Below are 21,991 nucleotides of genomic sequence, written 5' to 3'. Positions count from 1 at the left end.
CGACCTCCGCAACTATAACGAACGAAACCTCGTCAGATCGCACCGCCCGTCAGACGCTGGCAGATCAGGTCGAGCTGATCGAGCGTCGAATAGCGAATCGTCACCGAACCCGATTTGGGGTCGGCATCGGCGCTGATCTTCACCGGAAGCCCGAGGAACTCCTCAAGGTGCCCCTGCACGGCCGCGATATCGGCATCGTCTGCGGCATTGCGGGCGGCGCGGGCGGCGCGGCGCGGCGCGGCGTCCCCGCGCAGCTTCTTGCGCACATGCTTTTCGACCTCGCGCACCGACATCTGCTTGGCCACCGCCGCTTCGGCGATTTCCTCGGCATCGTCGCAGCCGATCAGCGCACGGGCATGGCCCATCGACAGATCGCCCTTTTCGACGAGCGCAATCACGCCATCGGGCAAGGCCAGCAGGCGCTGGAAATTGGCGACATGGCTGCGGCTCTTGTCGACCATGCGGGCGATCTCGGCCTGGGTCATGCTTTCCAGTTCCGCAAGGCGATTGTACGCACGCGCCTCTTCGATCGGATTGAGATCCTCGCGCTGGAGGTTTTCGATCAGCGCCAAAGCCATGACTTCGCGCTCGGTGAGATCGCGCACCAGCGCGGGGATTTCATGCAGCTGCGCCTTTTGCGCGGCGCGCCAGCGGCGTTCGCCCGCAACGAGCTGATAGCGCCCATTGTCCATGGGCCGCACGATGATCGGCTGGATCACACCACGCTGGGCGATCGAAGCCGCCAGTTCCTCAAGCGCGGATTCCTCGAAGATGCGGCGCGGCTGATCGGGGTGCGGCGTGATGTCGGCAATGGCGAGCACCGCCAGCCCCCCTGCCCGCGGCGGAGCGGCCGTGCGCCCTTCGTTGTCGCTGCCCGAGGGCGCCACCGGCTCTTCGCGCCGCGATTCGCCCAGCAGGGCCCCCAGTCCGCGGCCCAACCCCTTGGGCTTCTTGGCCATGGCAGGCGCTTGCGCCGGCGGGACGCTGATACGGACAATCGGATCGTCGCTCATGCCGCTTTCCTCTTCTCGGGCAGTCGGGTGATCAGTTCGCGCGCCAGCGCCATATAGGCGCGGCTGCCAGCGCAGGCGTGATCGTAGATCAGCGCGGGCACGCCATGGCTGGGCGCTTCGGACAGGCGCACATTGCGCGGGATGGTGGTTTCGAAGACGAGCTGCCCAAGGCACGAGCGCACATCTTCGGAAACCTGATCGGTCAGGCGGTTGCGCCGGTCGAACATGGTGAGCGCGATACCGATAATCCCGAGATCGGGATTGAAGCGCTGCTGCACCCGGTCGACCGTCTGCAAGAGCTGGCTCAGGCCTTCGAGCGCGAAGAACTCGCACTGCAGCGGCACCAGCAGGGTATCGGCAGCCGTCAGGGCATTGAGCGTGAGCAGGCCGAGCGAGGGCGGGCAATCGATCAGGCAGACGTCGTAACCGAGATCAGCACCCAGCGCCTTCTGGAGACGATGGGCCCGGTCATCGACATTGACCAGCTCGACTTCTGCCCCCGACAGATCGACCGTCGCTGGAAGCAGATCGAGACCCGGAATGCTGGTGGGCATGACACAGTCCATGACCGGCGTGCGATCCACCAGCACGTCGTAGGACGAGGCCTCGCGTTCGGACGCCGAAATGCCGATGCCGGTCGAGGCGTTGCCCTGCGGATCGAGGTCGATCATCAACGTCTTCCACCCGGTCGCGGCCAGCGCGGTCGAGACGTTGATCGCCGTCGTGGTCTTTCCGACGCCGCCTTTCTGGTTGGCGATGGCAATGCGGATCACTTGGCCTTGTCCTTCCTGCCGGCGAGCGTGCCGACAATTATGCCTGCTTGCGGGTCGGTGAGCGACTGTTCCACGTGAAACATATGCCGCCACTTGCGAAGGTCATCCAATTCTTGCTGTGCGGAGCGCCCTTTGGGCAACAGCCATACCGTGTCACTTGTGGAAAATCGCGCGGATAAGGCGAGTAACTTCTCCAAAGGGGCAAAAGCGCGTGCGGATATGACGGAGACCTGACGGGTTTCGACCATTTCGAGGCGCTGGCCGATCACCTGGGCCCGCTCCAGTCCCATGGCGATTCGCGCCCGGTCGAGCCATTCGATTCGCCGCTTGCGCGATTCGACCATCAGCACTTCGCACTCCGGCCGCAGCGCGGCAATCACCAGTCCGGGAAAGCCCGCACCCGTGCCAAGGTCCAGCCAAGGGCTCGATGTTTCACGTGGAACATGCGGCAGGAGTTGGGCGCTATCGACGATGTGCCGCAACCAGACCTGATCGAGGCTCGCGGCCGAGACGAGGTTCTGACGCTGGTTTTCCTCGGCCAGCAGCGCGCACAGCAGCTCCAGCCGTTCGAGCGCCTCCGCATCGCACTCCGGCAATTGCGCGAGCCATGCCCGCGCCTGCTCTTCGGTCTCGATCATGCAGCCTCCCGCCGGGCATGGACCAGCAGCGCCGCGAGCGCCGCAGGGGTGATGCCGGGTATCCGTCCGGCCGCGGCCAGCGTGGCGGGACGCGCCTTCGTCAGCCGCTCGACCATCTCGCGCGAGAGGCCGGGGATGCGTTCGTAAGGGAAGTGGTCGCCGAGCGGCAGCGCCTCGCTCGCCCGCAAGTCGCGCAGCTCGCGCTCCTGCCGGTCAAGGTAAGGCGCATAGGCAGCATCCTCCACCATCTCGTCCACCAGTCCCGCGTCCTCCAGCAGCGCCGGATCGATCCAGTGCGAAAGCGCATCGAGATCGACACCGCCGAAGCGCAGCCACTCGCGGACAGGCAGGCGTCCGATGTCGGTCCGCACCGGCAGGCCGGCGGCGGCCAGTTCGACAGCCGGCACCGGCGTGTCGAAAGCAGCGCCAAGGGCAGCCTTGGCGCCCTCGCGCTGTTCGAACCAGGCCATGCGCTCCGGCCCCATGGCACCTGCCGCTATCGCCAGAGGGGTCAGCCGCGTCGTGGCATTATTGGCCCTGAGGCGCAGACGGTATTCGGCCCGGGCGGTAAGCATCCGGTAGGGCTCGCTCACCCCGTGCAAGGTGAGGTCGTCGATCATCACCGCCATGTAGCTGTTGGCCCGGTCCAATGCGGCCGCCTCGCGCCCGAGGGCCGCCGCCGCAGCATTCATGCCCGCGACCAGCCCTTGCGCGGCCGCCTCTTCATAGCCAGTCGTGCCATTGATCTGCCCGGCACAATAGAGCCCCGGGATCTCGCGCAGCTCCAGACTGGTGCGCAAGGCGCGCGGATCGATGTGGTCGTATTCGACGGCATAGCCCGCCACGACCATCTCGACCGTCTCCAGACCTTCCATCGTGCGCAGCATTTCCAGCTGCACATCGGCGGGCAGCGAAGTGCTCACGCCATTGGGATAGACGAGGTGCGTGCTCAGCCCTTCCGGTTCCAGGAAAATCTGGTGGCCGTCGCGGTCCGCGAAGCGGTGAATCTTGTCCTCGATCGAGGGGCAATAGCGCGGCCCTTGCGCCCCGATCGCGCCCGAGAACAGGGGCGAGCGATGGAGGTTGGCCCGGATGACGTCATGACTGCGCGGGTTGGTGCGGGTGATCGCGCAGAACACCTGCGGGTTCGCTCGGCCCAACCCTCCGGCCTGCCCCATGGCCGACATCGTCCAGTCTTCCGGATCGGACGGCTGCTCGTCGAGGCGCGCCCAGTCGATCGTGCGGCCATCGAGACGCGGCGGCGTGCCCGTCTTGAGCCGGGCCATCGGCAAGTCTGCCTCGCGCATCTGCGCCGCCAGTTTCTGGGCCGAGGCTTCGCCGATGCGACCACCGGTGAGACGCTCCTCGCCGCGGAACAAGGTCCCGCCCAGAAAGGTGCCGGTGCAAAGCACGACCGCGCGGGCCAGGAGACGCGTGCCGTCGGCGAGATCGATACCCGCCGCCCTGCCCCCTTCGAACACCAGCGCCGCAGCCTCGCCCGCCACCAGTGTCAGGTCACCCTGCTCTTTCAGCAGCCGGTGGATCGCCGCCTTGAACAGCTTGCGGTCGGCCTGCACGCGCGGCCCCTGCACGGCGCTGCCCTTGGAGCGGTTAAGCATCCGGTAGTGGATCGCGGCAGCATCGGCTGCCCGCGCGATCAGGCCGTCGAAGGCATCGACCTCGCGCACGAGGTGCCCCTTGCCGAGACCGCCGATCGCCGGATTGCAACTCATCGCCCCGACAGCGTCCAGATCGAAGCTGACGAGCGCCACGCGCGCGCCCATGCGCGCAGCCACGGCCGCCGCCTCGCAGCCGGCATGGCCGCCGCCGATCACGATCACATCGAAGGAATGCATGACGCGCGCATACTCCAGAGCAGGATTCGCGTCAAAGCCGCTTCGCGTGTTTCACGTGAAACTCTTCGAACCAGACGCCAGAGTGGTGAAATGGAATTCCTCCCCCCGTGAAAGCCGGGGGCGCCCCGCTGCTCTTTCCCTTACGCTATACTGCCAGAAGCGGGATCCCCGCCTTCGCGGGGATGACGGGGAATTGGGATGCGAACTTCCGATTCAGGTGATTAGCTCCCGTTCGTGTCGAGCGAAGTCGAGACACGCCAGACCTGCGCTATCCGTGTCTCGACTTCGCTCGACAGGGGCCTTGCCTTCTGCCCTCGTCCGATCACTTGCCAATGCAGAACCGCCCGAACAAAGCATCGAGCATGTCTTCAGTCGTCGCCCGTCCGATCAGCGCATCGAACGCCACGCGCACCAGACGCAGCGCCTCCGCGACCAACAGGGGATCGCTCTCACGCAAGGCATCGCGCAGCGCGGCCTGCGCTTGTGCGAGCAGCGCGTGCTGGCGCTGGTTGAGCGCGGCGTCGCCCGGCCGGGGCATGGCCCTCGCCGCCACGTTGACAAGGTCGCGCCGCAAGCCGTCGAGCCCCTCTCCCGTCACCGCCGACACGCTGTGGCGAGGGCTGGTCTTGGCCGCCCCTTCCTCGCGATCGCACTGGGCCGCGATCTCCCAGCATCCGGCCGGCCCCTCCCCCTCGGGGCCGAGCCACAGCACCAGGTCGGCCCGGTCCAGCGCGGCGCGCGCGCGGGCAATGCCGATGACCTCGATCTCGTCCCCGGACTCGTCGCGCAGACCGGCGGTATCCGCAAACACGAAAGGCACACCGCCGATCGCCACCGCCCGGGTGAGCACATCGCGAGTCGTTCCGGCGAGCGGCGCCGTGATGGCCGCCTCGTCCTCGACCAGCGCATTGAACAGCGTGCTCTTGCCGGCATTGGGCGGTCCGGCAAGCACGACCCGGAACCCCTCCTTCAGCGCCTCGGCCCGCGGGCGGGCGAGCCAGTCCGAAAGCTCGGTAGCAAGACCCGCAAGCCTTTCGGCAAAGTCCGAAGGCAGCTCGGCCACATCGTCCTCGTCGCCGAAATCGAGCACGGCTTCCACTTGCGCGGAGGCCATAAGCACCCGCTCGCGCCACCCCTCGACCTGCCGTGAAAATGCCCCGCCCGCCATCGCAATCGCGGAGCGGCGCTGCAGCTCGGTCTCCGCCGAGAGGAGATCGGCCAGCCCTTCGGCTTCGGCCAGATCGATGCGTCCATGGGCGAAAGCGCGCCGGGTGAATTCGCCCGGCTCGGCACGGCGCAGTCCCGGCATATCCGCCAACGCCGCTTCCACTGCGGCGACGACCGCCCTGCCCCCGTGCAAGTGCAGTTCGGCAAGATCCTCGCCCGTGGCGGTGCGGGAGCCCGGAAACCACAGCACGAGCGCCTGATCGAGCACTGTTCCACGTGAAACACGCAAGGTGCGATAGCTCGCCATACGCGGCTTCGGCAAACCGCCCGCCAGCGCCGCCAAGGCCGCGCCAGCCTGAGGCCCGCTCACCCGGACGACAGCGATGGCCGCAGGCGGCGAACCGCTCGAAAGCGCGAAGATCGTATCGGCCATATCGCTAACAACTGTTCACCCGGCGGGCGCCTTCGGCAACCCGCCAGACGGGCGACTTCAGTCCTTCTTGGTCTTGCCCGAAGACGCCCCGCTCATGGCCATGGCCACGCCGCTTTCGAGAAACTTCTGGAACATCTTCAGCCCGAACTCGCCCATCGGCGCGATCTGCTTGGTCAGTTCCTGAAGCTGGTCGAAGCTGCCCGCCCCCTGCATCGCACTGGTCAGCGCGTCGACATAGACCTCGTTGGCCTTGGTCACATCGGGCAGCCCCAGAAAGCGGCGGGCTTCCTCAGGCGAACATTCAACCTCGACATTGACCTTCATCGGGGCCTCCCCTTGGATTTCTTCGTCCTTGCTGACACATGCGCTTCACAAAGTCCATTGCAAGAGCCTAACACTTGCACAAACCGGATTGCAGGAGAGACTCAATGGCCACCAACACCGAAATCCCCACGCTCGACGGTGACGGCATGATCCCGGCCTATGTCGCCAGGCCCGAAGGCACTCCGCGCGGCGCGATCATCGTCCAGCAGGAAATCTTCGGCGTCGATGCCGGCATCCGCAAGAAGGCCGACGGCTGGGCCGCCAGGGGCTATCTCGCCGTCGCCCCGGATTCCTTCTGGCGCCAGCAGCCCGGCGTGGAACTCGATGCCGACAAGCCGGAGGAATTCCAGCAGGCCATCGCCTTCATGATGAAGCACGATTTCGATCTGGGCATTCGCGATCTGGAAGCCGTGATCCACTGGATCCGGCGCGAACAGGGCGTGCCGAAGGTCGGCTTCGTCGGGTACTGCATGGGCGGCAAGGTCGCCTACATGGTCGCCGCCCGCACCGATATCGATGCCTCGGTGGGCTATTACGGCGTGGCGATCGACCAGATGCTGAACGAGAAGCACGCCATCGCCCGGCCGCTGATGCTTCACGTGCCGACCGCCGACGGCTTCGTCCCGCCCGAAGCGCAGAAGGCCATGCACGAAGGGCTCGACGATCATCCGCGCGTGACGCTCCATGATTACGAAGGGCTCGACCACGGCTTCGCCGCCGAGATCGGATCGCGCCGTGACGAGGCTGGCGCTGCGCTGGCGGACAGCCGAACCGAAGCCTTCTTCGCGGAGCACATCGGCTAACCCATGGCCATGGCACCGCGCTATGCCGTGCCGCTGGCGGTCGTGGCGATCACGGCCGCCTGCTGGCTGGTTCCTCCGCTGCGCTGGGCGCTGGTTATCCTCGTCCCGGTGCTGCTGCTGACACTCTGGGACTTCCTGCAGGGCCGCCACGCCCTCAGGCGCAACTATCCGCTGATCGCCCGTATGCGATGGCTGTTCGAGGACCTGCGCCCCTATCTGCGCGCCTATATCGTCGAAAGCGACCGCGAAGGCCGCCCCTTCACGATCGACGAGCGCAGCCTGGTCTACGCCCGCGCCAAGGGCGACATCTCCACCCACCCGATGGGCACCGAGCTCGACGTCTATTCGGACGAGTACGAGTGGCTGGGCCATTCGATCGCCCCGAACGAGGAAGCGCCCGAGACCTGGCACGTGCGCGTGGGCGGCAGTGATTGCACCAAGCCTTACGACACCGCCCTGCTCAATATCTCGGCGATGAGCTTCGGCTCGCTCTCGGCCAATGCCATCGAGGCGCTGAACAAGGGCGCCGCGCTCGGCGGTTTCGCGCACGACACCGGCGAGGGATCGATCAGCCGCTATCACCGCAAGCACGGCGGCGACCTGATCTGGGAACTGGGCAGCGGCTACTTCGGCTGCCGTCACAAGGACGGCCGCTTCAACCCGGACCTCTTCGCCGAGCAGGCGCAGGACGACCAGGTGAAGATGGTCGAGATCAAGCTGAGCCAGGGCGCCAAGCCCGGCCACGGCGGGATGCTGCCCGGCGCCAAAGTGACTCCCGAGATCGCCGAAGCGCGCAAGGTCGATATCGGGGAAAGCTGCATCTCTCCCCCTGCCCACTCGACTTTCTCCACCCCGATCGGGCTGCTCGAATGGGTTGCGCAGCTGCGCGAGCTGTCGGGCGGCAAGCCGGCCGGCTTCAAGCTCTGCGTCGGCCAGCCGCATGAAGTCATGGCGATCGTCAAGGCCATGCTCGAAACCGGCATTACGCCGGACTTCATCGTCGTCGACGGCGCCGAAGGCGGCACTGGCGCCGCACCGCAGGAGCTGACCGACAATGTCGGAATGCCGCTGCGCGAAGGGCTGATCCTGATGCGCAACGCCCTTGTCGGTGCCAATCTCAAGGATCGCATCCGGCTCGGTGCCTCGGGCAAGATCCATTCGGGCGCCGGCATGGCCCGCGCCTTCGCGCTCGGTGCCGACTGGTGCAATGCCGCGCGCGCCTTCATGTTCTCGCTGGGCTGCGTCCAGTCGATGAAGTGCCATACCGGCGAATGCCCCACCGGCATCGCCACCCAGGTGCCCTGGCGCCAGAAAGGCCTCGTGGTCGACGACAAGGCCGAGCGCGTGGCCCGGTTCCAGAAGGAAACGCTGCGGGCCCTGCGCGAGATCGTCGTCGCCATGGGCTACGACAGCCCGTGGGACCTGACCCAGCACGACACGTACCAGCGCATCAACAGCGCCAAGGCCGGGCCGCTCGACGAGGTCTATCACTTCCTCAAGCCGGGCCAGTTGCTGGCCGATCCCGGCTCGACGCAATATGCCCATGCCTGGAACGTCGCGCGCGCCGATACCTTCCGCCGCGTGCTCTGAACCCCCACACTCCCCTGCACCCTGCAACCCCGCTCCCGAGAAGAAAGACCGCCGCCATGACTCAGGGATACCGCATGATCGTCAGGTCCCACGGCGGACCCGAAGCGATCGAGCGCGAGGACTTCGCAGTCCCGGCCCCCGGTCCGGGCGAAGTGCTGATCGAGACCGAAGCGGTCGGGCTCAATTTCATCGATACCTATTTCCGCAAGGGCCTCTATCCCGATGCCCTGCCGATCACGCTGGGCTCGGAAAGCGTCGGGCGGATCGTGGCGCTCGGCGAAGGCGCCGGCACCTTTGCCGTGGGCGACCGGGTCGGCACGACGCGGAACGGCGGCGCCTATACCTCGCACCGGCTGATCCCCGCGAACGAGGCGATGCGCATTCCTGAGGGCGTCGCGCCCGAAATCGCCGCCGCTGTCATGCTCAAGGGGCTGACGGCCTGCTACCTCGCCGAGGATACCTTTCCCGCCAGCGCCGGGCATGTCGCGCTGGTCCATGCGGCAGCGGGCGGCGTCGGCTCGCTGCTGGTGCCTTGGCTGCGCGACAAGGGGGTGACAGTGATTGCCCATGCAGGATCGCCGGAAAAGGCCGCGCAAGTCCCGGCGCAGCACTCTCTGTCATGCGATTTCCAGGATTTGCCCGAACAGGTCCGCGCGATCACCGGCGGCGCCCTGTGCCACGTGGTCTATGACGGAGTGGGCGCGGCCTCCTGGCAGGCCTCGCTCGCCTGCCTGCGCCGCCGGGGCATGATGGTGAGCTACGGCAATGCTTCGGGCGCGGTGCCGCCGGTTTCCCTGCTCGACCTGATGCGCGGCGGCTCGCTCTACGTCACCCGCCCCAACCTCGCCGATTACATCGCCACGCCCGAAATGCTGGCCACCAATGCCGCGAAACTGTTCGACCGCGTCGCCAGTGGCGTCCTGACGCCCCGCATCGGCCAGACCTGGCGTCTGGAAGAGGCGGAACAGGCGCACCGGGCGCTGGAGAACCGGGAAACCACCGGCTCGACCGTGTTGCTGCCCTGACGAGAGGCACGGACGCCGGCTTTTCTGTCGTTTCCAACCTTCGTCATCCCCGCGCAGGCGGGAATCCAGCTCCCACTTCGCCTTGCAACGCCAGCGCCGGAACTGGATCCCCGCCTGTGCGGGGATGACGAAGTAAGGACAGGCGGCTGCCCCCAGCATTGCCAGCGCCCGGCCCAGCCGATCCGCTTCCCATCACGGTAAATGATTAAGTCGAAGGGCTGCTTTTCAAGATTTTAATCTGGCATCTGCCGTTCCGGACCGGCCGACATTGTGTCACCCACGTCGACGCGCATAGTTGAAGCACCTGAATGGCAGGGAGTTCCACTTGATCAAGAAACTCGGCATTGCCTTGCTTTTGCTCGCACTCGGTGGCGGCACCATAATGGTCGATCCGGTGACGTCTCTTTCCGGGCGCTATTCTAAATCATTCCCAAATGCACTGTCCGACGGCGAACAGTACCTCAGCGAGAATATCGTTGAAATTGTGCCTGTTAGTGCCAATGCTGCCTACGTTCGGGTGCACACTGAATGGACCAATGGACACTCTTGCTCGTTGTGGGGAATAGCAACTGCAGCAGGCGATCAGTTGGTTTATCATGATTTGAAATCGCGTGACCTTCCAAGTTATGGGCGATGTGTCTTGTCAATTCGGCGTGAAGGTAACCAGTTGCGACTAAACGATGAAGACAACTCAGGATGCTATGCTCGATACTGTGGGATGCGAGGGTCTTTTAGTAACATTAAATTGCCATTTTATAGTCGGCGACCAATCACTTATTTGACCCGGCTGCGTGCATCACCGCAGTTCAAAGAAGCAATGGCCAATTGGCAATCGGAGCATTGAGGTCAGAATGAGATGGTCGCTAAGCGTCCGCTAACCCCGGCTTTTCAGCCATTCGACGGCCTACATATCCGTCCCAGAAGCAGACGATCATTCAGACCGGATTTGCCCGCTCGCGCGGGTCTTTCCTATCCGGCCGCGGCCTGTCATGCTCGGCAGGCTCCTTCGCATCGTCAGCCCCAAAAACGCGAAACGCGCCGGTCATCACCGGCGCGTCCCCCGTTCCTGGTTTGAAGCCAGATCAAATTTCACAAGACTTCGCCGCGCCCATGTGGGCAAACTTTGCGAAGTTATCAGGCCGCTTCCTTCTCGATGAATTCGGGATAGAAGCTCGGCTCGCGCTCCGACCAGCCCGGCGCCGTGGCGGCCGCTTCGCTGATCGAGTGGAGCAGCTTCTTGCGCCGGTCGGGCCGGATCTGCGGCAGCGCGGCGGCCCCGCAGAAGGCGCCCGGCAGCCAGGGACGCACCCAGGCCCCCAGCAGACGCTCGTAAAGGAAGCGGAAGGCGGAAAAGCTGCTGAGCTTGTCCTGCGCCAGATCGAACGCGGCCATGCGCACCAGCTTGCCCATGAACGCCTCGATATCATCGAAGCCGATGTCGTCGGGCCGCATCGAACGCAGCACCTTGAGATCCTGATAGGCAATATACTGGCCGCGGATCGACGAAATTTCCTCATCGTCGCGGGCCCAGAGCTTGAAAGCGTCCTGACGGCCGAGCCCGATGTCGAGACTGCGACGGATGTAGCGCTGTTCGCAAGCCGTGAAGCTGGCGAATTCGCGCAGTTCACTGATCGTCAGCGTTGCTGTTCCCGCATAAGCCATGGTCCTAAACCCCCGTGACCGTCCTAGCTGTGACTCGAAGGACACCCCTCTTTTCGAATCACAGTTAACCATCCGGGGAGTTACAAAGTCATTAACTATGCAAAGGTTTGTATACGAGCACCGCGGTAAGCAATTGGAAATACTTCCATTAACTACTGTAATTCGCAGGTTCCGGACACTGCAGGGATGTTCACTCGCACAATTCCTTTACAGAAATCGCGCAAGGACCCCGTACTGCGGAAACGGGCCCGGTAATAATCATCACCAGACCCTTTACCAATCGGGAACGGCAGCGAATCCGGCTCAGATCAGGCCGGCCAGCGGGCTCGACGGATCGGCGTAACGCCGCGTCGCCATGCGGCCGGCCAGATAGGCATCGCGCCCGCCCTCGACGGCAAGCTTCATCGCGCGGGCCATGCGAAGCGGGTCCTTCGCTTCGGCAATCGCGGTGTTCATCAGCACACCGTCGCAGCCCAGTTCCATCGCCACGGCCGCATCGGACGCCGTGCCGACACCGGCGTCGACCAGCACCGGCACATTGGCTCCCTCGACGATCAGGCGCACCGTCACCTTGTTCTGGATACCAAGGCCCGAACCGATCGGCGCGCCCAGCGGCATGATCGCCACTGCGCCCGCTTCCTCAAGCTGCTTGGCCGCGATCGGATCGTCCACGCAATAGACCATCGGCGCGAAACCTTCCTTGGCCAGCACTTCGCAGGCCTTCAGCGTCTCGCGCATGTCCGGATAGAGCGTGCGCGCCTCGCCCAGCACTTCCAGCTTCACGAGATCCCAGCCACCCGCCTCGCGCGCCAGGCGCAGCGTGCGGATCGCCTCGTCGGCGGTGAAGCAGCCGGCGGTGTTGGGCAGGTAGGTGATCTTCTTCGGGTCGATGAAGTCGGTCAGCATCGGCGCCTTGGGATCGGAAATATTGACCCGGCGCACCGCCACCGTGACGATTTCCGCGCCCGAGGCTTCGACGGCCGCCGCATTCTGCGCGAAGTCCTTGTACTTGCCGGTCCCCACGATCAGGCGCGAAGTGAAAGTCCGTCCGGCGACAGTCCAGGTATCGGCGCCGATCTTGGTCATCTCGTTCATTGTATTGCCTCGTTGGGATAGCTCTGCATGGCCTCGAAGCCCGCTTGGGTACTGGTGAAATAGGCCTTCACGATGGCGTCCAGTTCCTCGCGCGCGTGCAAGTGAATCAGCCATTCGCGGCGGCCGAAGATCTGGCCGATGAAGCCGTCGCGCTCCGGCTCGTGACGCACGGTGACGAAGCTGGACGAAACGATCTCGATCTCGATGAAGTCCTCGTCGTCGCGGTAGAAGCCGAACATGGTCTTCTCCACCGCCTCGTCCTCGGTCTCGAAGTCTTCGTCGGCAAAGGCCCAATGCGTATCGACCAGCGCCAGCGCGCCTGCCAGGTCAACCCGGCCGAGTTCTTCCGCGGGGCCTTCCGCCCGGCAATTGTAGGCCTTCACCACGATTCAGCCTCCCCCGACGAAGTGGACGATTTCCAGCACGTCGCCATCGGACAGCGCAATTCCGGTCAGCAGGGACCGGGGCGCGATTTCGGCATTGTGTTCGACCGCAACCTTTTGCGGATCAAGGCCTAGACTGGAAACAAGGTCCGCAATGGTCGCACCGGATGCGATCCGGCGCGGTTCGCCATTGACGGTGAGCAGGAGTTCGCCAGAAGTTTCCAGTGCCATGCCACCGCAGATAGCGCTCAGCAGGCGGCGTGCAAGTTCCGAATGTGCGCGAAAGCCACCAGCGACACGCCCATCACGGTCAGCACCGCTTCGGGCAAACCGTGTCCGACCATGATCGCCGTCGCCATCAATGCCAGCCCGATGCCGCCCAGCACCAACGGTCCGACGCGGCCATGGCGCATCACACCGAAACCGAGCGAGACAAGGCCGACCACAAGCGCCAGAACCAGCCCGACCCGATGAATGGCAGGAGAAAGCAGAGCACCCCCGCCCAGTCCCAGGACACCCACGAGCACGGCACCGAGCAGGCAATGCACTGCACAAAGCCCGCTCAGGATGATCCCCGCACCGTCCAGCCGGTCTCGAATCGATAGGAGTGTTCTGCGCATGTGAGGCCATGTATGTTATGTTGTATCATCAATCAAGAGCCGTCCCGCATCCCTACGCCCCGAAATGCCTTGCACCGCTCCCTCTTGCGTAACGCGCCGGGAAATCGCAGGAAATAGGACCATGAAAGTCAAAAAAGCATGAGAGTTCCGGACGGTCGCCCCCTGATCGGTACTTCCGACGATATTGCGCCCATGGTGCGATGGCTGCTTTTCGTCGCGACGCTGGTTGTCCTGATCGTTGCCGTCGGCGGCATCACCCGGCTCACCGAATCGGGCCTGTCGATCACCCAATGGAAACCGATCACCGGCGCGATCCCGCCGTTGACCGACGCGCAGTGGCAAGCCGAGTTCGCGGGCTACAAGAAGATCCCGCAGTACCTCGACATCAACGGCCCGGCCGGGATGACGCTGACGCAGTACAAGTTCATCTATTTCTGGGAGTGGACTCACCGCCTGCTGGCACGCCTGATCGGCCTCGCCTTCGCGCTGCCGCTGGCGTGGTTCTGGTACAAGCGCACGATCCCGCTCGGCTACAAGCCGCGCCTGCTCGCCCTGCTGGCGCTCGGCGGACTGCAGGGCGCAGTGGGCTGGTGGATGGTCTCTTCCGGCCTGACGCCCGAAGCGGCCGACCGTGTCAGCCATTTCCGCCTCGCCGCGCACCTGCTGGTGGCCCTCACCACGCTGGGCGGCCTTGTCTGGACCGCGCTGGACCTCAGGGCCCTCGGCCGCGGCGAACCGCCGGCACGGATGACGGGTTTTGCCGCGATGGCACTGGCCGCGCTGTTCTTCCAGCTATTCATGGGCGCCATGGTGGCAGGGCTCCGCGCCGGATACGTGGCCGGCGCCGGTTGGTTCAGCCTCGATGCCTGGCCGCTGATGCAGGGCCGGCTGTTCCCCGAAGGTGTCGACTGGAGCGCCGGGCTCGGGCACGCCTTGTTCAGCGATCCCTATCTCACCCATTTCATCCACCGCTGGTGGGCCTGGGTCGTGGTCGCGGTGCTGGTGGCCATGGGCCGCCGCCTGCGGGCCCGGCGCCAGCGCCTGGCCTCGATGGCAATTCACTGCGCTTTCGGCACGCAAGTGATCCTTGGCATTTCCACCATATGGTCCGGCGTCGCGCTGTGGCTGGCCGTGTCGCACCAACTGTGCGGCGCCCTGCTGGTGGCGGCCACCGTTTGGGGGGCCCATGCGCTGGGGCGCCGCGATCCGGTGAACGCCTTGAGCGCGCCGTGAGCAACCCCGCCAGCAAGGGCGCGGCGCTGATCTGGTGCCCTTTCCCCGATGAGGACGCAGCGCTGGCCGCCATTCATGCCTTACTCGACGAAGGCCTGATCGCCTGCGGCAACGTGCTGCCGGGCATGACATCGGTCTTCGTGTGGAACGGCGAAAAGGACACCGCCCGCGAAACCGGCGCACTGCTGAAAACCCACGCGGACCTGCTCGACCGCGCCGTTTTGCGGCTCGCCGACCTGCATCCCTATGACGAGCCGGCCGTGCTCGGCTGGCATTGCGATACCGCGCCGCCGGGCACCCTGGCATGGCTGGCGGGCATAGCGCCGAAATCTTGACGGTATTATTTTACCTCTCTGCAATCCCGCAGTCTGCTTGACTTAGCGGCGCATTTCGACGAATTGGCCGCCTTCCCGCGCGGCGGAGGATTCGTGGCTTCATGCGATTCTCACCGGCGTGCGCACGAAACATAGGGATAGACCAGCCATGAAGGCGCTCACGAAGGTCACCCGGTCGATCAAGCCGGCCGAGGTGGAAAAGAAGTGGCATCTGATCGATGCCGAAGGTCTGGTGGTTGGCCGCCTCGCGGTCATCGTCGCCGACCTGCTGCGCGGCAAGCACAAGCCGAGCTTCACCCCGCACGTCGATTGCGGCGATCACGTCGTCGTGATCAACGCCGACAAGGTGAAGTTCACCGGCAACAAGCTCAAGCAGCAGACCTACTACAAGCACACCGGCTATGCCGGCGGCATCAAGGAAGTGACCGCAGACAAGGTTCTCGCCGGCCGCTTCCCCGAACGCGTCCTGGAAAAGGCCGTTGAGCGCATGATCCCCCGTGGTCCGCTCGGCCGCGCCCAGATGCGCGCGCTGCACGTCTATGGCGGCACCGAGCACCCGCACGGCGGCACCCAGCCGCAGCCGCTCGACGTCGCTTCCATGAACCGCAAGAACAAGGTGGGCGCGTAATGTCCGACACCGATACCGTCTCCAGCCTGTCCGATCTCGCGGACATCGCCGGCGCCGTGGCTGACGAAACCGTCACCGCCGCTCCCGTTTCCAACGCGCCGCTGCGCGAGCAGGAGCTCGACGCCCAGGGCCGCGCCTACGCCACCGGCCGCCGCAAGGACGCCGTGGCCCGCGTGTGGATCAAGCCGGGCACCGGCAAGGTCACCGTCAATGGCCGCGACCAGGAAGTCTACTTCGCCCGCCCGACCCTGCGCCTCGTGATCAACCAGCCCTTCGTGGTTGGCGGCCGTGAAGAGCAGTACGACGTCGTCGCTACTGTCAAGGGCGGTGGTCTGTCGGGTCAGGCCGGCGCCGTGAAGCACGGCATCTCGCAGGCTCTCGCCAAGTACGAGCCCGCCCTGCGCGCCGCCGTCAAGGCCGCTGGCTTCCTCACCCGCGACAGCCGCGTGGTCGAGCGCAAGAAGTACGGCCGCGCCAAGGCCCGCCGCAGCTTCCAGTTCTCGAAGCGCTAAGCGTTTCGCAGAGCTACGGCTACCGAAAGGGGTCGCGGGAAACCGCGGCCCTTTTTCGTTGTGCCCGCTTGTCCGGCGCTCGACTGGCTCGTGCGCGGGGCTCTGCTCAGAACGCGGTTGCGAGTTTCAGGGAAATTTCGCCGCGATGAGCCAGCGGCTCGCCGCCGGCGACCGCCTTGGTCCCACTCACCGCCTCGATGCTCACTGCCGGCCCGTCCTTGGCGGACGGCATCTGCAGTGCGAAACGCACCCCCTTGGCGGCTGCCGGCTCTCCGTTCGCCATCCGCGCCGCATCGCCGGCAAGCGAATGCCCGCCCCAGCCGCCCTGCGCGAACCATCCGCCCCTGAGCTGCCAGCCTCCAGCATTTTCGACGGCCGCTTCCAGGGCCACGTTGCTGCTCCGGGTCTTGCGTGTGGAAACCGGGGATTCACGGTCGAACCGGCTCGTCATCCCGGCCAAAGCATGAAATCTCAGGACAGCATCCGCACCGAGATCGTGCCATCCCCCGATCCGCAGTTCGCGCACATGCATTTTCATGCGCTCCGGGCCAAGCATTGCGCCTGACATCAGGTTCGATCGCAGGGACAGAAACTCCACGCCCAGTCCGGCATCATCGTCGTCCGTCACCAGGTCCTTGGATTTGGCATGATCGACCGACGTCCGATCCGACATCGACCATTCCAGCGTTGCCGGCATGAGCAGCGCGGCATTGGCCCGCAGGGCCTTCGTTTCCGCTGCGTGGGCCGCAAACGGCATACCCTGCAGGGCAAGACCACAAACAATTAGGCGTCGGCGCATCGTTCCACCCTTCACGACAAGACCGGTTCCCCATCCGGATGATAAGAAGCAGACGCCGCCGGATACCGCCCCCCTCACCTCTGCAGTGATCGTGCAGATCATGGCCTGCCCCTTCCGGATGCAGGCCCGCGCAGGAAAACGCTCCTGATGGCATCCGCGAATCGCCCCTGCCCCGCCCCCTTGCGGCGAATCTGCAACCCGGCGTTCCTCGCCTCACGGGCCGACCAGAGCGCTTCGAACAGGCCCTACACCGCGCCGTTGCAGTCATGACCCGGACGCGGAAACCCTTACCAACCCTTTGTATTTTCATACTTTATACACCAGTACACACAGCACGATACCATGCTTTAACCGCTACCTGTCATCACCATTCTATCTCTCTTTGACTAGTACCTTGCATTGAACACTACCTGTCTATATACAGGCCACATCCACAGGAGTTGATTCGATGTCCGAAATCGAAATCCAGTTGAAGAAAGGGGTGCTCGGCCTGTGCGTGCTCGCCCTGCTGTCACGCGGTGACAGCTACGCCTACGAGATCGCCAGCCGCATGGCTGACGCGGTCGATATGGGTGAAGGGACGATCTACCCGCTCATGCGCCGAATGCAGTCCGAAGGCCTTGTGACGACATACCTTGAGGAATCCCCCTCGGGCCCGCCGCGCAAGTATTACCGCATTACAGAGACCGGCCGCACGCGGCTGTCCGCCCAGGTCGAGGAATGGCGCGGCTTCACCGCCGCAGTCGACGGCCTGATCGACGGCGCAATGACCGCCTCTGCCGCTCACGCCGATGAGGAAGGGGAACCCAGCCATGACGCGTAACGAATTCATCAAGCGCCTGAAAGCGGGCCTCAAGGGCATGCCGCAGGCCGATATCGACGAGATTGCCGCCGACTACGAAGACCACTTCGCAGCCGGCATGGCCGAGGGCCGCAGCGAAGAGGAGGTCGCCGCTGCCCTCGGCAATCCGGCCCGCCTCGCCCGCGAACTGCGTTTCGAGGCCGGCTTCCGCAACTGGGAAAGCGACCGTTCGCCGTCCTCGGCCTGGGCCGCGATCCTGGCCTTCATGGGTCTGGCGACGATCGATATCCTGATCCTGCTGCCGATCGTCCTGCCGATCATCGGCGTCGTGTTCGGCCTGTTCGTCGCGGTTGTCGCCTGCTTCATCGCCGGTGGCTTCATCCTGATCGCCGGCCCGTTCAGCGGCTTTCCCGGCGGCTGGCTGGTCGCCATCCTCGCAGGCCTCGGCACGATGAGCGCGTCGGTCGCCGCAGGGGCACTGCTCACGCTGATCAGCATCTGGATCATCAATGCCCTAATGTGGTTCGGCCGCCTGCACTACCGGGTGATCGAACCGGCCATCCATTCCGAAGACTGACCAGACAATCTTTGCTGCCGCATCGCCGGCTTCCGGAAAACCGGTGCCCACTTTTTCCGCGCGATGCTCTGAAGAAAGGAACCACAAGATGTTCAGGAAACTGCTCATCGTATTCGCCAGCGGCGTGATCCTGACGGTCGTCGCGTTCAGCGCGGCCTGGGTTGTCGGCGGCGACAAGCTGAAGAAGGGCTTCACCGAAGGTGACGGCTGGGCCTGGACCATCGGTGACGACGACGAAGATCAAGGCCCCCGCAAGAGCCGCAGCTTCGCCGTCGACCCCGGCGCCCAGCTTGCCATGGAAATCCCCGTGGAACTGAGCTTCACCCGGGGCGACAAGGCGGAGATGACCGTCTCCGGCCCCGCCAAGGTGGTGGACCGACTGGTCTGGGAGAACGGCCGCCTTTCGGTCCCCGGAAACGTCCACATGCGCCACGGCGTGAAAGTGATGATCACGGCGCCCGAAATCACGGGGCTGGACCTCGACGCACCGGGTGACGTAACGCTCACCGGCCTGCAACAGGACCAGTTCACGCTGAAGTCGGAAGGCGCCGTGAACCTTGAAGCGAACGGCAAGGTCCGCAAGGTTTTCGTCACCACCGAAGGCGCCAGCAACATCGATCTCGAAAAACTGGCTGTCGAGGATGCGACCGTGCGCATGGACGGTGTTGGCAATGTCACCATCGGCGCCACCGGCCTTGTCGATGTCGAAATCAACGGTGCCGGCCATGTAAGCCTGGTCCGCAAGCCCAAGACGCTGCGCAGCCAGATCAACGGCATCGGTTCGGTCGACAACGACTACTGAGCCAGTTCAGGGAGGAGAGCCGCCGGAGGTCCTGTGCCCCCTGCCCCGGCGGTCCCGCAACGAAGGCCGCGCCGTTCCCCCCGACGGCGCGGCCTTTTCGTTTGTAAAACGGATGGAGTTGCCTCCTGCCAAGTCTCTGAGATGCCGACGCATCAGCCTTGGAAAAGGCACAAGCGCCGCACGGGCTTAACCAAGCCCCGATAAGGCAAGCCCATCAAACCTTGGTATCAGTGCTCCGGAAGATCAGAGGGCGGCACGGTGCCCACCGGCGCCACGGGTTCACCCGGATCGCGCGGCGGTTCGGCATTTTCCGGAACGCCTTGGATCTGCATGTCCGCCGTTGCCACATGCTCCAGATTGCGCGCCTCGACGCGCAGACCGTCCCCATCGATCACGATCTCGTTGAAACTGGGCGGCGTCGAGCGAATGCGCTTCGACAGCGTGCCCGCCCCGATCATGCGCAGTGGCCCGGCCGGCGTCTGCGCGGTCAGATCGAAAGGATCGTGAATATGGCCGGACAGGACGCCCATGACCCCGCGCCCGGCCAGGGCTTCCATCGTTCGCGTGCCGTTGATCGTCAGCAGCTTGCCATCGCGCTCGCGCCGCTCGGTCAGCGGATGGTGCGCGGCCACCAGAATGCGCGTGCCCTGCGGGTGGGCATCGATCGCGGCAAGGCATTCCGCCAGCGCCTTGTCCGTCACCCAGCCGTTCGACCAGGGAAAGCGCTGGTATTGCGCCCGTGTCGTCGTCCGCAGCGGGACGATGGCCAGACCGGGCAGGTCCAGCTCGGTGTCGACCAGTTTCTTGATCGCGCGGAAACGGTCGTAAGGCGCGAAAAAGCGCTGGTAGAGGTTGAAATAGGGAATGTCGTGATTGCCCACCTCGACCGTGACCGGCACGTCGAGCGCCTTGATCCATGCGCAGGCGGCACGAAATTCGCGATAGCGCGCGCGCATCGTCAGATCGCCGGTAATCACGACCGCATGGGGCTGTTCCCGGGCAATGCACGCTTTCGCCCATGTCAGCGCGCGCGCATCTTCCGCTCCGAAGTGAATATCACTGAGCTGGAACAGCCTGAGCGGACCATGAGGCATCGCGGAAACCTTACCGTGCATCGCCCTGCCCTGCATCCATCGTCGTCACCAGATCGACCTCGCACAGCGCAGGCTCGAACAGTTCCTCGGCCCCGCCATCGAACGGCTCGCCGTCGATCAGCAGGCCCATCGGTTCGCCTTCCGGGCACACCAGCCGCACTTGGCCGTGCCGTCCCAAGGCGTCATGCGGCCCGTTGCGGAAGTTGCGGTTGAGCAGGGCGATCCCCTGCCCGGCGTAGTCGCCGAGCGATTCGGCATAGTAGCCGTTCGCTTCAAGGCCATCGTCATGCGGTGTCACAGTGATCGCCGCATAGCCTTCCTCGCGCCCCCCGTCGACCTCATCGCACACAACCTTCGGGCCATTGGCGGAATGGCTGATCGCTTCGCGCGTGGCGGTGACGACGTCCAGGACATCGGCAGCGCGCATGGCTTCGCGAACCTCGTTCCAGATCGTGCCGGGGCCAGCCAGCACACCCGTCAGTCCCGTGCCGTGACGCGTGCGGATCACGGCCGGGCGCACCCGTTGCAACGGGCTTCCGGCAAGACGAGCAATGATCTCAGGAGCCTGCGCATCTCCATGCATACGCCGCGACAACATGTTCATCGTGCCGCCGGGCAGCACCAGCACGGCACCACGCCATCCGGCGAGATTCGCAACGGCCGCGTGAATCGAACCATCCCCCGTGAACACCGCAAGAATGCCCACGCCCGCCGCCTCCAGATCATCCGGGCCGGGCAACTCCTCCTCCGGAAACGCAATGGTGCGGCCAAGCGTGAAGCCCGCATCGGCCAGCGCCGCCTGCACTGCGGCCAGGGCCTCTTCGTCATTGCTCCCGCTGGCGGCATTGCAGACCAGCCAGACCCGCGCTTCGCTGTTCTCTTCCGGTTTCTCCATATCCGAAAAACCGGGCATTCGCCGCAGAGTTCCCGCTAGACCCTGCCGCTGGTCATCAGCCATGCCGAGAGGCCGTTAAGCACCGAGTAGAGCAGATAGATCCAGGTCCAGCCCATCGATCCGGACGCGGCCATGATCATGGCACCGAGCAGCATGACGAATTCCACCACCAGGCTCAGCCGGCCGCCCAGCGGCTGAAACAGCCACGGGACTTGCGCCAGCATCGGATGGCCGCTTTCCAGCACGGCCTTGTGCGCAGCGAAGTTGAACACGCCCAGGCAGAAAACGACGAGCAATGGCAGCATCACCCCCTTCTAACCCGCCGCCGCCCTGCTGACCAGAACCTGCCGTGCCACAAACGAATCGCGGCCGGATCAGGCGCCGCCGAACCGCGCCGCTCCGGCATGTCGTTTGTCGACTACAAATGTCGTTCGTCCATGCCGTCCGCACTTTGTCGAAGGCCGATGACCGGCAATCGAGCTTCGCGTGAATGGCCCCGCAAAGGGGCGCACAACACACTCATCGAGCCGGAAACGCCCCCCGGACCGGCTCGCCAGAGGAGGAAATCACCATGTTCAAGAATGCCCCCATCGCTGCCGCCCTGCTTGGTCTGGCCCTGACCACCGCCCCGGCTCTCGCCGCCGAAAAGACCCAGGTCCGCGTCGAATACGCCGATCTCGACCTCACGACTCCCGAAGGCCAGCGCACGCTCGAACGCCGCCTTGACATCGCCGCGCGCGACGCTTGCGGAATGGATGAGCAGGCCACCGGTTCGCGCCTGGCGAGCCCCCGGGCACGCTCCTGCTACAAGCAGGCCACGGCCCGCGCGAAGGACGTGATGGCCACGGCCATCGACAATGCCAATTCAGACAGCCGCCTGGGCGGCTGACCCACCGGATTTTCACCGGATTTTCACCGGATTTTCCAGGTCC

At 64.9% G+C, this 21,991-nt stretch carries 27 protein-coding genes; 12 read left to right on the top strand and 15 right to left on the bottom strand.

The genetic code is table 11. From position 1 onward, the window contains the following. Positions 1 to 32 precede the first annotated feature (32 nt). From NN5_RS01160 to NN5_RS01135, 6 genes are all read right to left on the bottom strand, one after another. Complete coding sequence (locus tag NN5_RS01160; RefSeq protein ID WP_067732219.1) at positions 33 to 1,013, bottom strand: ParB/RepB/Spo0J family partition protein; 981 nt, start codon at positions 1,011 to 1,013, stop codon at positions 33 to 35. After that, entirely contained in the window at positions 1,010 to 1,786 is a 777-nt protein-coding gene (locus NN5_RS01155) for a ParA family protein (protein ID WP_067732218.1), read from the bottom strand. The genes NN5_RS01160 and NN5_RS01155 overlap by 4 nt, the downstream gene beginning before the upstream one ends. Beyond that, on the bottom strand, positions 1,783 to 2,424 hold the full coding sequence (rsmG, locus tag NN5_RS01150; protein WP_067732217.1) for a 16S rRNA (guanine(527)-N(7))-methyltransferase RsmG: 642 nt from the start codon (positions 2,422 to 2,424) through the stop codon (positions 1,783 to 1,785). Before rsmG ends, NN5_RS01155 begins: the two co-directional genes overlap by 4 nt. Further along, positions 2,421 to 4,280 (bottom strand): tRNA uridine-5-carboxymethylaminomethyl(34) synthesis enzyme MnmG, encoded by a 1,860-nt coding sequence (mnmG, locus tag NN5_RS01145; RefSeq protein WP_067732216.1) that lies wholly within the window; start codon positions 4,278 to 4,280, stop codon positions 2,421 to 2,423. Before mnmG ends, rsmG begins: the two co-directional genes overlap by 4 nt. A 322-nt stretch (positions 4,281 to 4,602) precedes the next feature. After that, positions 4,603 to 5,880 carry a tRNA uridine-5-carboxymethylaminomethyl(34) synthesis GTPase MnmE gene (gene mnmE, locus NN5_RS01140; protein ID WP_067732215.1) on the bottom strand — a complete coding sequence of 426 codons (1,278 nt, stop codon included), beginning with the start codon at positions 5,878 to 5,880 and terminating at the stop codon, positions 4,603 to 4,605. Positions 5,881 to 5,937: 57 nt separating this feature from the next. After that, entirely contained in the window at positions 5,938 to 6,204 is a 267-nt protein-coding gene (locus tag NN5_RS01135; RefSeq protein ID WP_067732214.1) for a DUF6489 family protein, read from the bottom strand. A 104-nt stretch (positions 6,205 to 6,308) separates the two neighbouring features. On the opposite strand from NN5_RS01135, the gene NN5_RS01130 reads away from it, so the two are divergent. The 4 genes from NN5_RS01130 to NN5_RS25570 all read left to right on the top strand — a co-directional run bounded on the left by NN5_RS01130 (position 6,309) and on the right by NN5_RS25570 (position 10,466). Then, entirely contained in the window at positions 6,309 to 7,007 is a 699-nt protein-coding gene (locus NN5_RS01130; protein WP_067732213.1) for a dienelactone hydrolase family protein, read from the top strand. A gap of 3 nt (positions 7,008 to 7,010) precedes the next feature. Continuing rightward, positions 7,011 to 8,597 carry an FMN-binding glutamate synthase family protein gene (locus tag NN5_RS01125; protein ID WP_067732212.1) on the top strand — a complete coding sequence of 529 codons (1,587 nt, stop codon included), beginning with the start codon at positions 7,011 to 7,013 and terminating at the stop codon, positions 8,595 to 8,597. A gap of 56 nt (positions 8,598 to 8,653) precedes the next feature. Then, positions 8,654 to 9,622: a quinone oxidoreductase family protein gene (locus NN5_RS01120; protein ID WP_067732211.1), complete on the top strand. Its 969-nt coding sequence runs from the start codon at positions 8,654 to 8,656 to the stop codon at positions 9,620 to 9,622. 325 nt (positions 9,623 to 9,947) lie between these two features. Next, the gene (locus NN5_RS25570; protein WP_157080956.1) at positions 9,948 to 10,466 is read left to right on the top strand and encodes a hypothetical protein; all 519 of its coding nucleotides are present in this window, start codon (positions 9,948 to 9,950) and stop codon (positions 10,464 to 10,466) included. Between the two features lie 290 nt (positions 10,467 to 10,756). Here the strand turns inward: NN5_RS25570 and NN5_RS01115 are convergent, their stop codons facing one another. The 5 genes from NN5_RS01115 to NN5_RS01095 all read right to left on the bottom strand — a co-directional run bounded on the left by NN5_RS01115 (position 10,757) and on the right by NN5_RS01095 (position 13,382). Next, complete coding sequence (locus tag NN5_RS01115; protein ID WP_067732210.1) at positions 10,757 to 11,284, bottom strand: hypothetical protein; 528 nt, start codon at positions 11,282 to 11,284, stop codon at positions 10,757 to 10,759. Positions 11,285 to 11,587: 303 nt separating this feature from the next. Continuing rightward, positions 11,588 to 12,370, bottom strand: a complete 783-nt coding sequence (locus NN5_RS01110; protein WP_067732299.1) for a bifunctional sulfur carrier protein/thiazole synthase protein — start codon at positions 12,368 to 12,370, stop codon at positions 11,588 to 11,590. A 5-nt stretch (positions 12,371 to 12,375) separates the two neighbouring features. Further along, positions 12,376 to 12,765, bottom strand: coding sequence for a hypothetical protein (locus NN5_RS01105; RefSeq protein ID WP_157080955.1), 390 nt, complete (start codon positions 12,763 to 12,765; stop codon positions 12,376 to 12,378). 3 nt (positions 12,766 to 12,768) lie between these two features. After that, positions 12,769 to 12,993, bottom strand: a complete 225-nt coding sequence (thiS, locus tag NN5_RS01100) for a sulfur carrier protein ThiS (RefSeq protein ID WP_067732208.1) — start codon at positions 12,991 to 12,993, stop codon at positions 12,769 to 12,771. Positions 12,994 to 13,010: 17 nt separating this feature from the next. After that, positions 13,011 to 13,382, bottom strand: coding sequence for a MerC domain-containing protein (locus NN5_RS01095; protein WP_067732207.1), 372 nt, complete (start codon positions 13,380 to 13,382; stop codon positions 13,011 to 13,013). Positions 13,383 to 13,520: 138 nt separating this feature from the next. On the opposite strand from NN5_RS01095, the gene NN5_RS01090 reads away from it, so the two are divergent. The 4 genes from NN5_RS01090 (at position 13,521) to rpsI (ending at position 16,090) form a co-directional block, all read left to right on the top strand. After that, the gene (locus NN5_RS01090) at positions 13,521 to 14,615 is read left to right on the top strand and encodes a COX15/CtaA family protein (protein ID WP_067732206.1); all 1,095 of its coding nucleotides are present in this window, start codon (positions 13,521 to 13,523) and stop codon (positions 14,613 to 14,615) included. Then, positions 14,612 to 14,950, top strand: coding sequence for a divalent-cation tolerance protein CutA (gene cutA, locus NN5_RS01085; RefSeq protein WP_067732205.1), 339 nt, complete (start codon positions 14,612 to 14,614; stop codon positions 14,948 to 14,950). Before NN5_RS01090 ends, cutA begins: the two co-directional genes overlap by 4 nt. 148 nt (positions 14,951 to 15,098) lie before the next feature. Beyond that, positions 15,099 to 15,578 (top strand): 50S ribosomal protein L13, encoded by a 480-nt coding sequence (gene rplM, locus NN5_RS01080; RefSeq protein WP_067732204.1) that lies wholly within the window; start codon positions 15,099 to 15,101, stop codon positions 15,576 to 15,578. Beyond that, complete coding sequence (gene rpsI, locus NN5_RS01075) at positions 15,578 to 16,090, top strand: 30S ribosomal protein S9 (protein ID WP_067732202.1); 513 nt, start codon at positions 15,578 to 15,580, stop codon at positions 16,088 to 16,090. The genes rplM and rpsI overlap by 1 nt, the downstream gene beginning before the upstream one ends. Before the next feature lie 106 nt (positions 16,091 to 16,196). On the opposite strand, the gene NN5_RS01070 is transcribed toward rpsI, so the two are convergent. Continuing rightward, positions 16,197 to 16,847: a hypothetical protein gene (locus tag NN5_RS01070; protein WP_067732200.1), complete on the bottom strand. Its 651-nt coding sequence runs from the start codon at positions 16,845 to 16,847 to the stop codon at positions 16,197 to 16,199. Between the two features lie 490 nt (positions 16,848 to 17,337). Between NN5_RS01070 and NN5_RS01065 the strand changes: the two genes are divergently transcribed. The 3 genes from NN5_RS01065 to NN5_RS01055 all read left to right on the top strand — a co-directional run bounded on the left by NN5_RS01065 (position 17,338) and on the right by NN5_RS01055 (position 19,070). Beyond that, positions 17,338 to 17,712: a PadR family transcriptional regulator gene (locus tag NN5_RS01065; RefSeq protein ID WP_067732198.1), complete on the top strand. Its 375-nt coding sequence runs from the start codon at positions 17,338 to 17,340 to the stop codon at positions 17,710 to 17,712. Continuing rightward, positions 17,702 to 18,268 (top strand): DUF1700 domain-containing protein, encoded by a 567-nt coding sequence (locus NN5_RS01060; RefSeq protein ID WP_067732196.1) that lies wholly within the window; start codon positions 17,702 to 17,704, stop codon positions 18,266 to 18,268. Before NN5_RS01065 ends, NN5_RS01060 begins: the two co-directional genes overlap by 11 nt. 88 nt (positions 18,269 to 18,356) lie before the next feature. Continuing rightward, entirely contained in the window at positions 18,357 to 19,070 is a 714-nt protein-coding gene (locus tag NN5_RS01055) for a GIN domain-containing protein (RefSeq protein WP_067732195.1), read from the top strand. A gap of 227 nt (positions 19,071 to 19,297) precedes the next feature. On the opposite strand, the gene NN5_RS01050 is transcribed toward NN5_RS01055, so the two are convergent. The 3 genes from NN5_RS01050 to NN5_RS01040 are packed head-to-tail and all read right to left on the bottom strand — an operon-like array spanning position 19,298 to position 21,364. Next, entirely contained in the window at positions 19,298 to 20,185 is an 888-nt protein-coding gene (locus NN5_RS01050) for a metallophosphoesterase family protein (RefSeq protein ID WP_245656125.1), read from the bottom strand. Next, positions 20,175 to 21,077 carry a diacylglycerol kinase family protein gene (locus NN5_RS01045; protein ID WP_084384656.1) on the bottom strand — a complete coding sequence of 301 codons (903 nt, stop codon included), beginning with the start codon at positions 21,075 to 21,077 and terminating at the stop codon, positions 20,175 to 20,177. The genes NN5_RS01050 and NN5_RS01045 overlap by 11 nt, the downstream gene beginning before the upstream one ends. 17 nt (positions 21,078 to 21,094) lie before the next feature. Further along, positions 21,095 to 21,364 (bottom strand): hypothetical protein, encoded by a 270-nt coding sequence (locus NN5_RS01040; RefSeq protein WP_067732193.1) that lies wholly within the window; start codon positions 21,362 to 21,364, stop codon positions 21,095 to 21,097. A 266-nt stretch (positions 21,365 to 21,630) separates the two neighbouring features. Between NN5_RS01040 and NN5_RS01035 the strand changes: the two genes are divergently transcribed. Further along, positions 21,631 to 21,948, top strand: a complete 318-nt coding sequence (locus tag NN5_RS01035) for a UrcA family protein (RefSeq protein WP_067732191.1) — start codon at positions 21,631 to 21,633, stop codon at positions 21,946 to 21,948. The last annotated feature ends 43 nt before the right edge of the window (positions 21,949 to 21,991 follow it).

Origin of the sequence: Novosphingobium naphthalenivorans NBRC 102051 (assembly GCF_001590985.1) — a bacterium.
In the GTDB taxonomy this organism is placed as follows: Bacteria; Pseudomonadota; Alphaproteobacteria; order Sphingomonadales; family Sphingomonadaceae; genus Novosphingobium; species Novosphingobium naphthalenivorans.
This window is presented reverse-complemented; position numbering and strand designations above follow the sequence as displayed.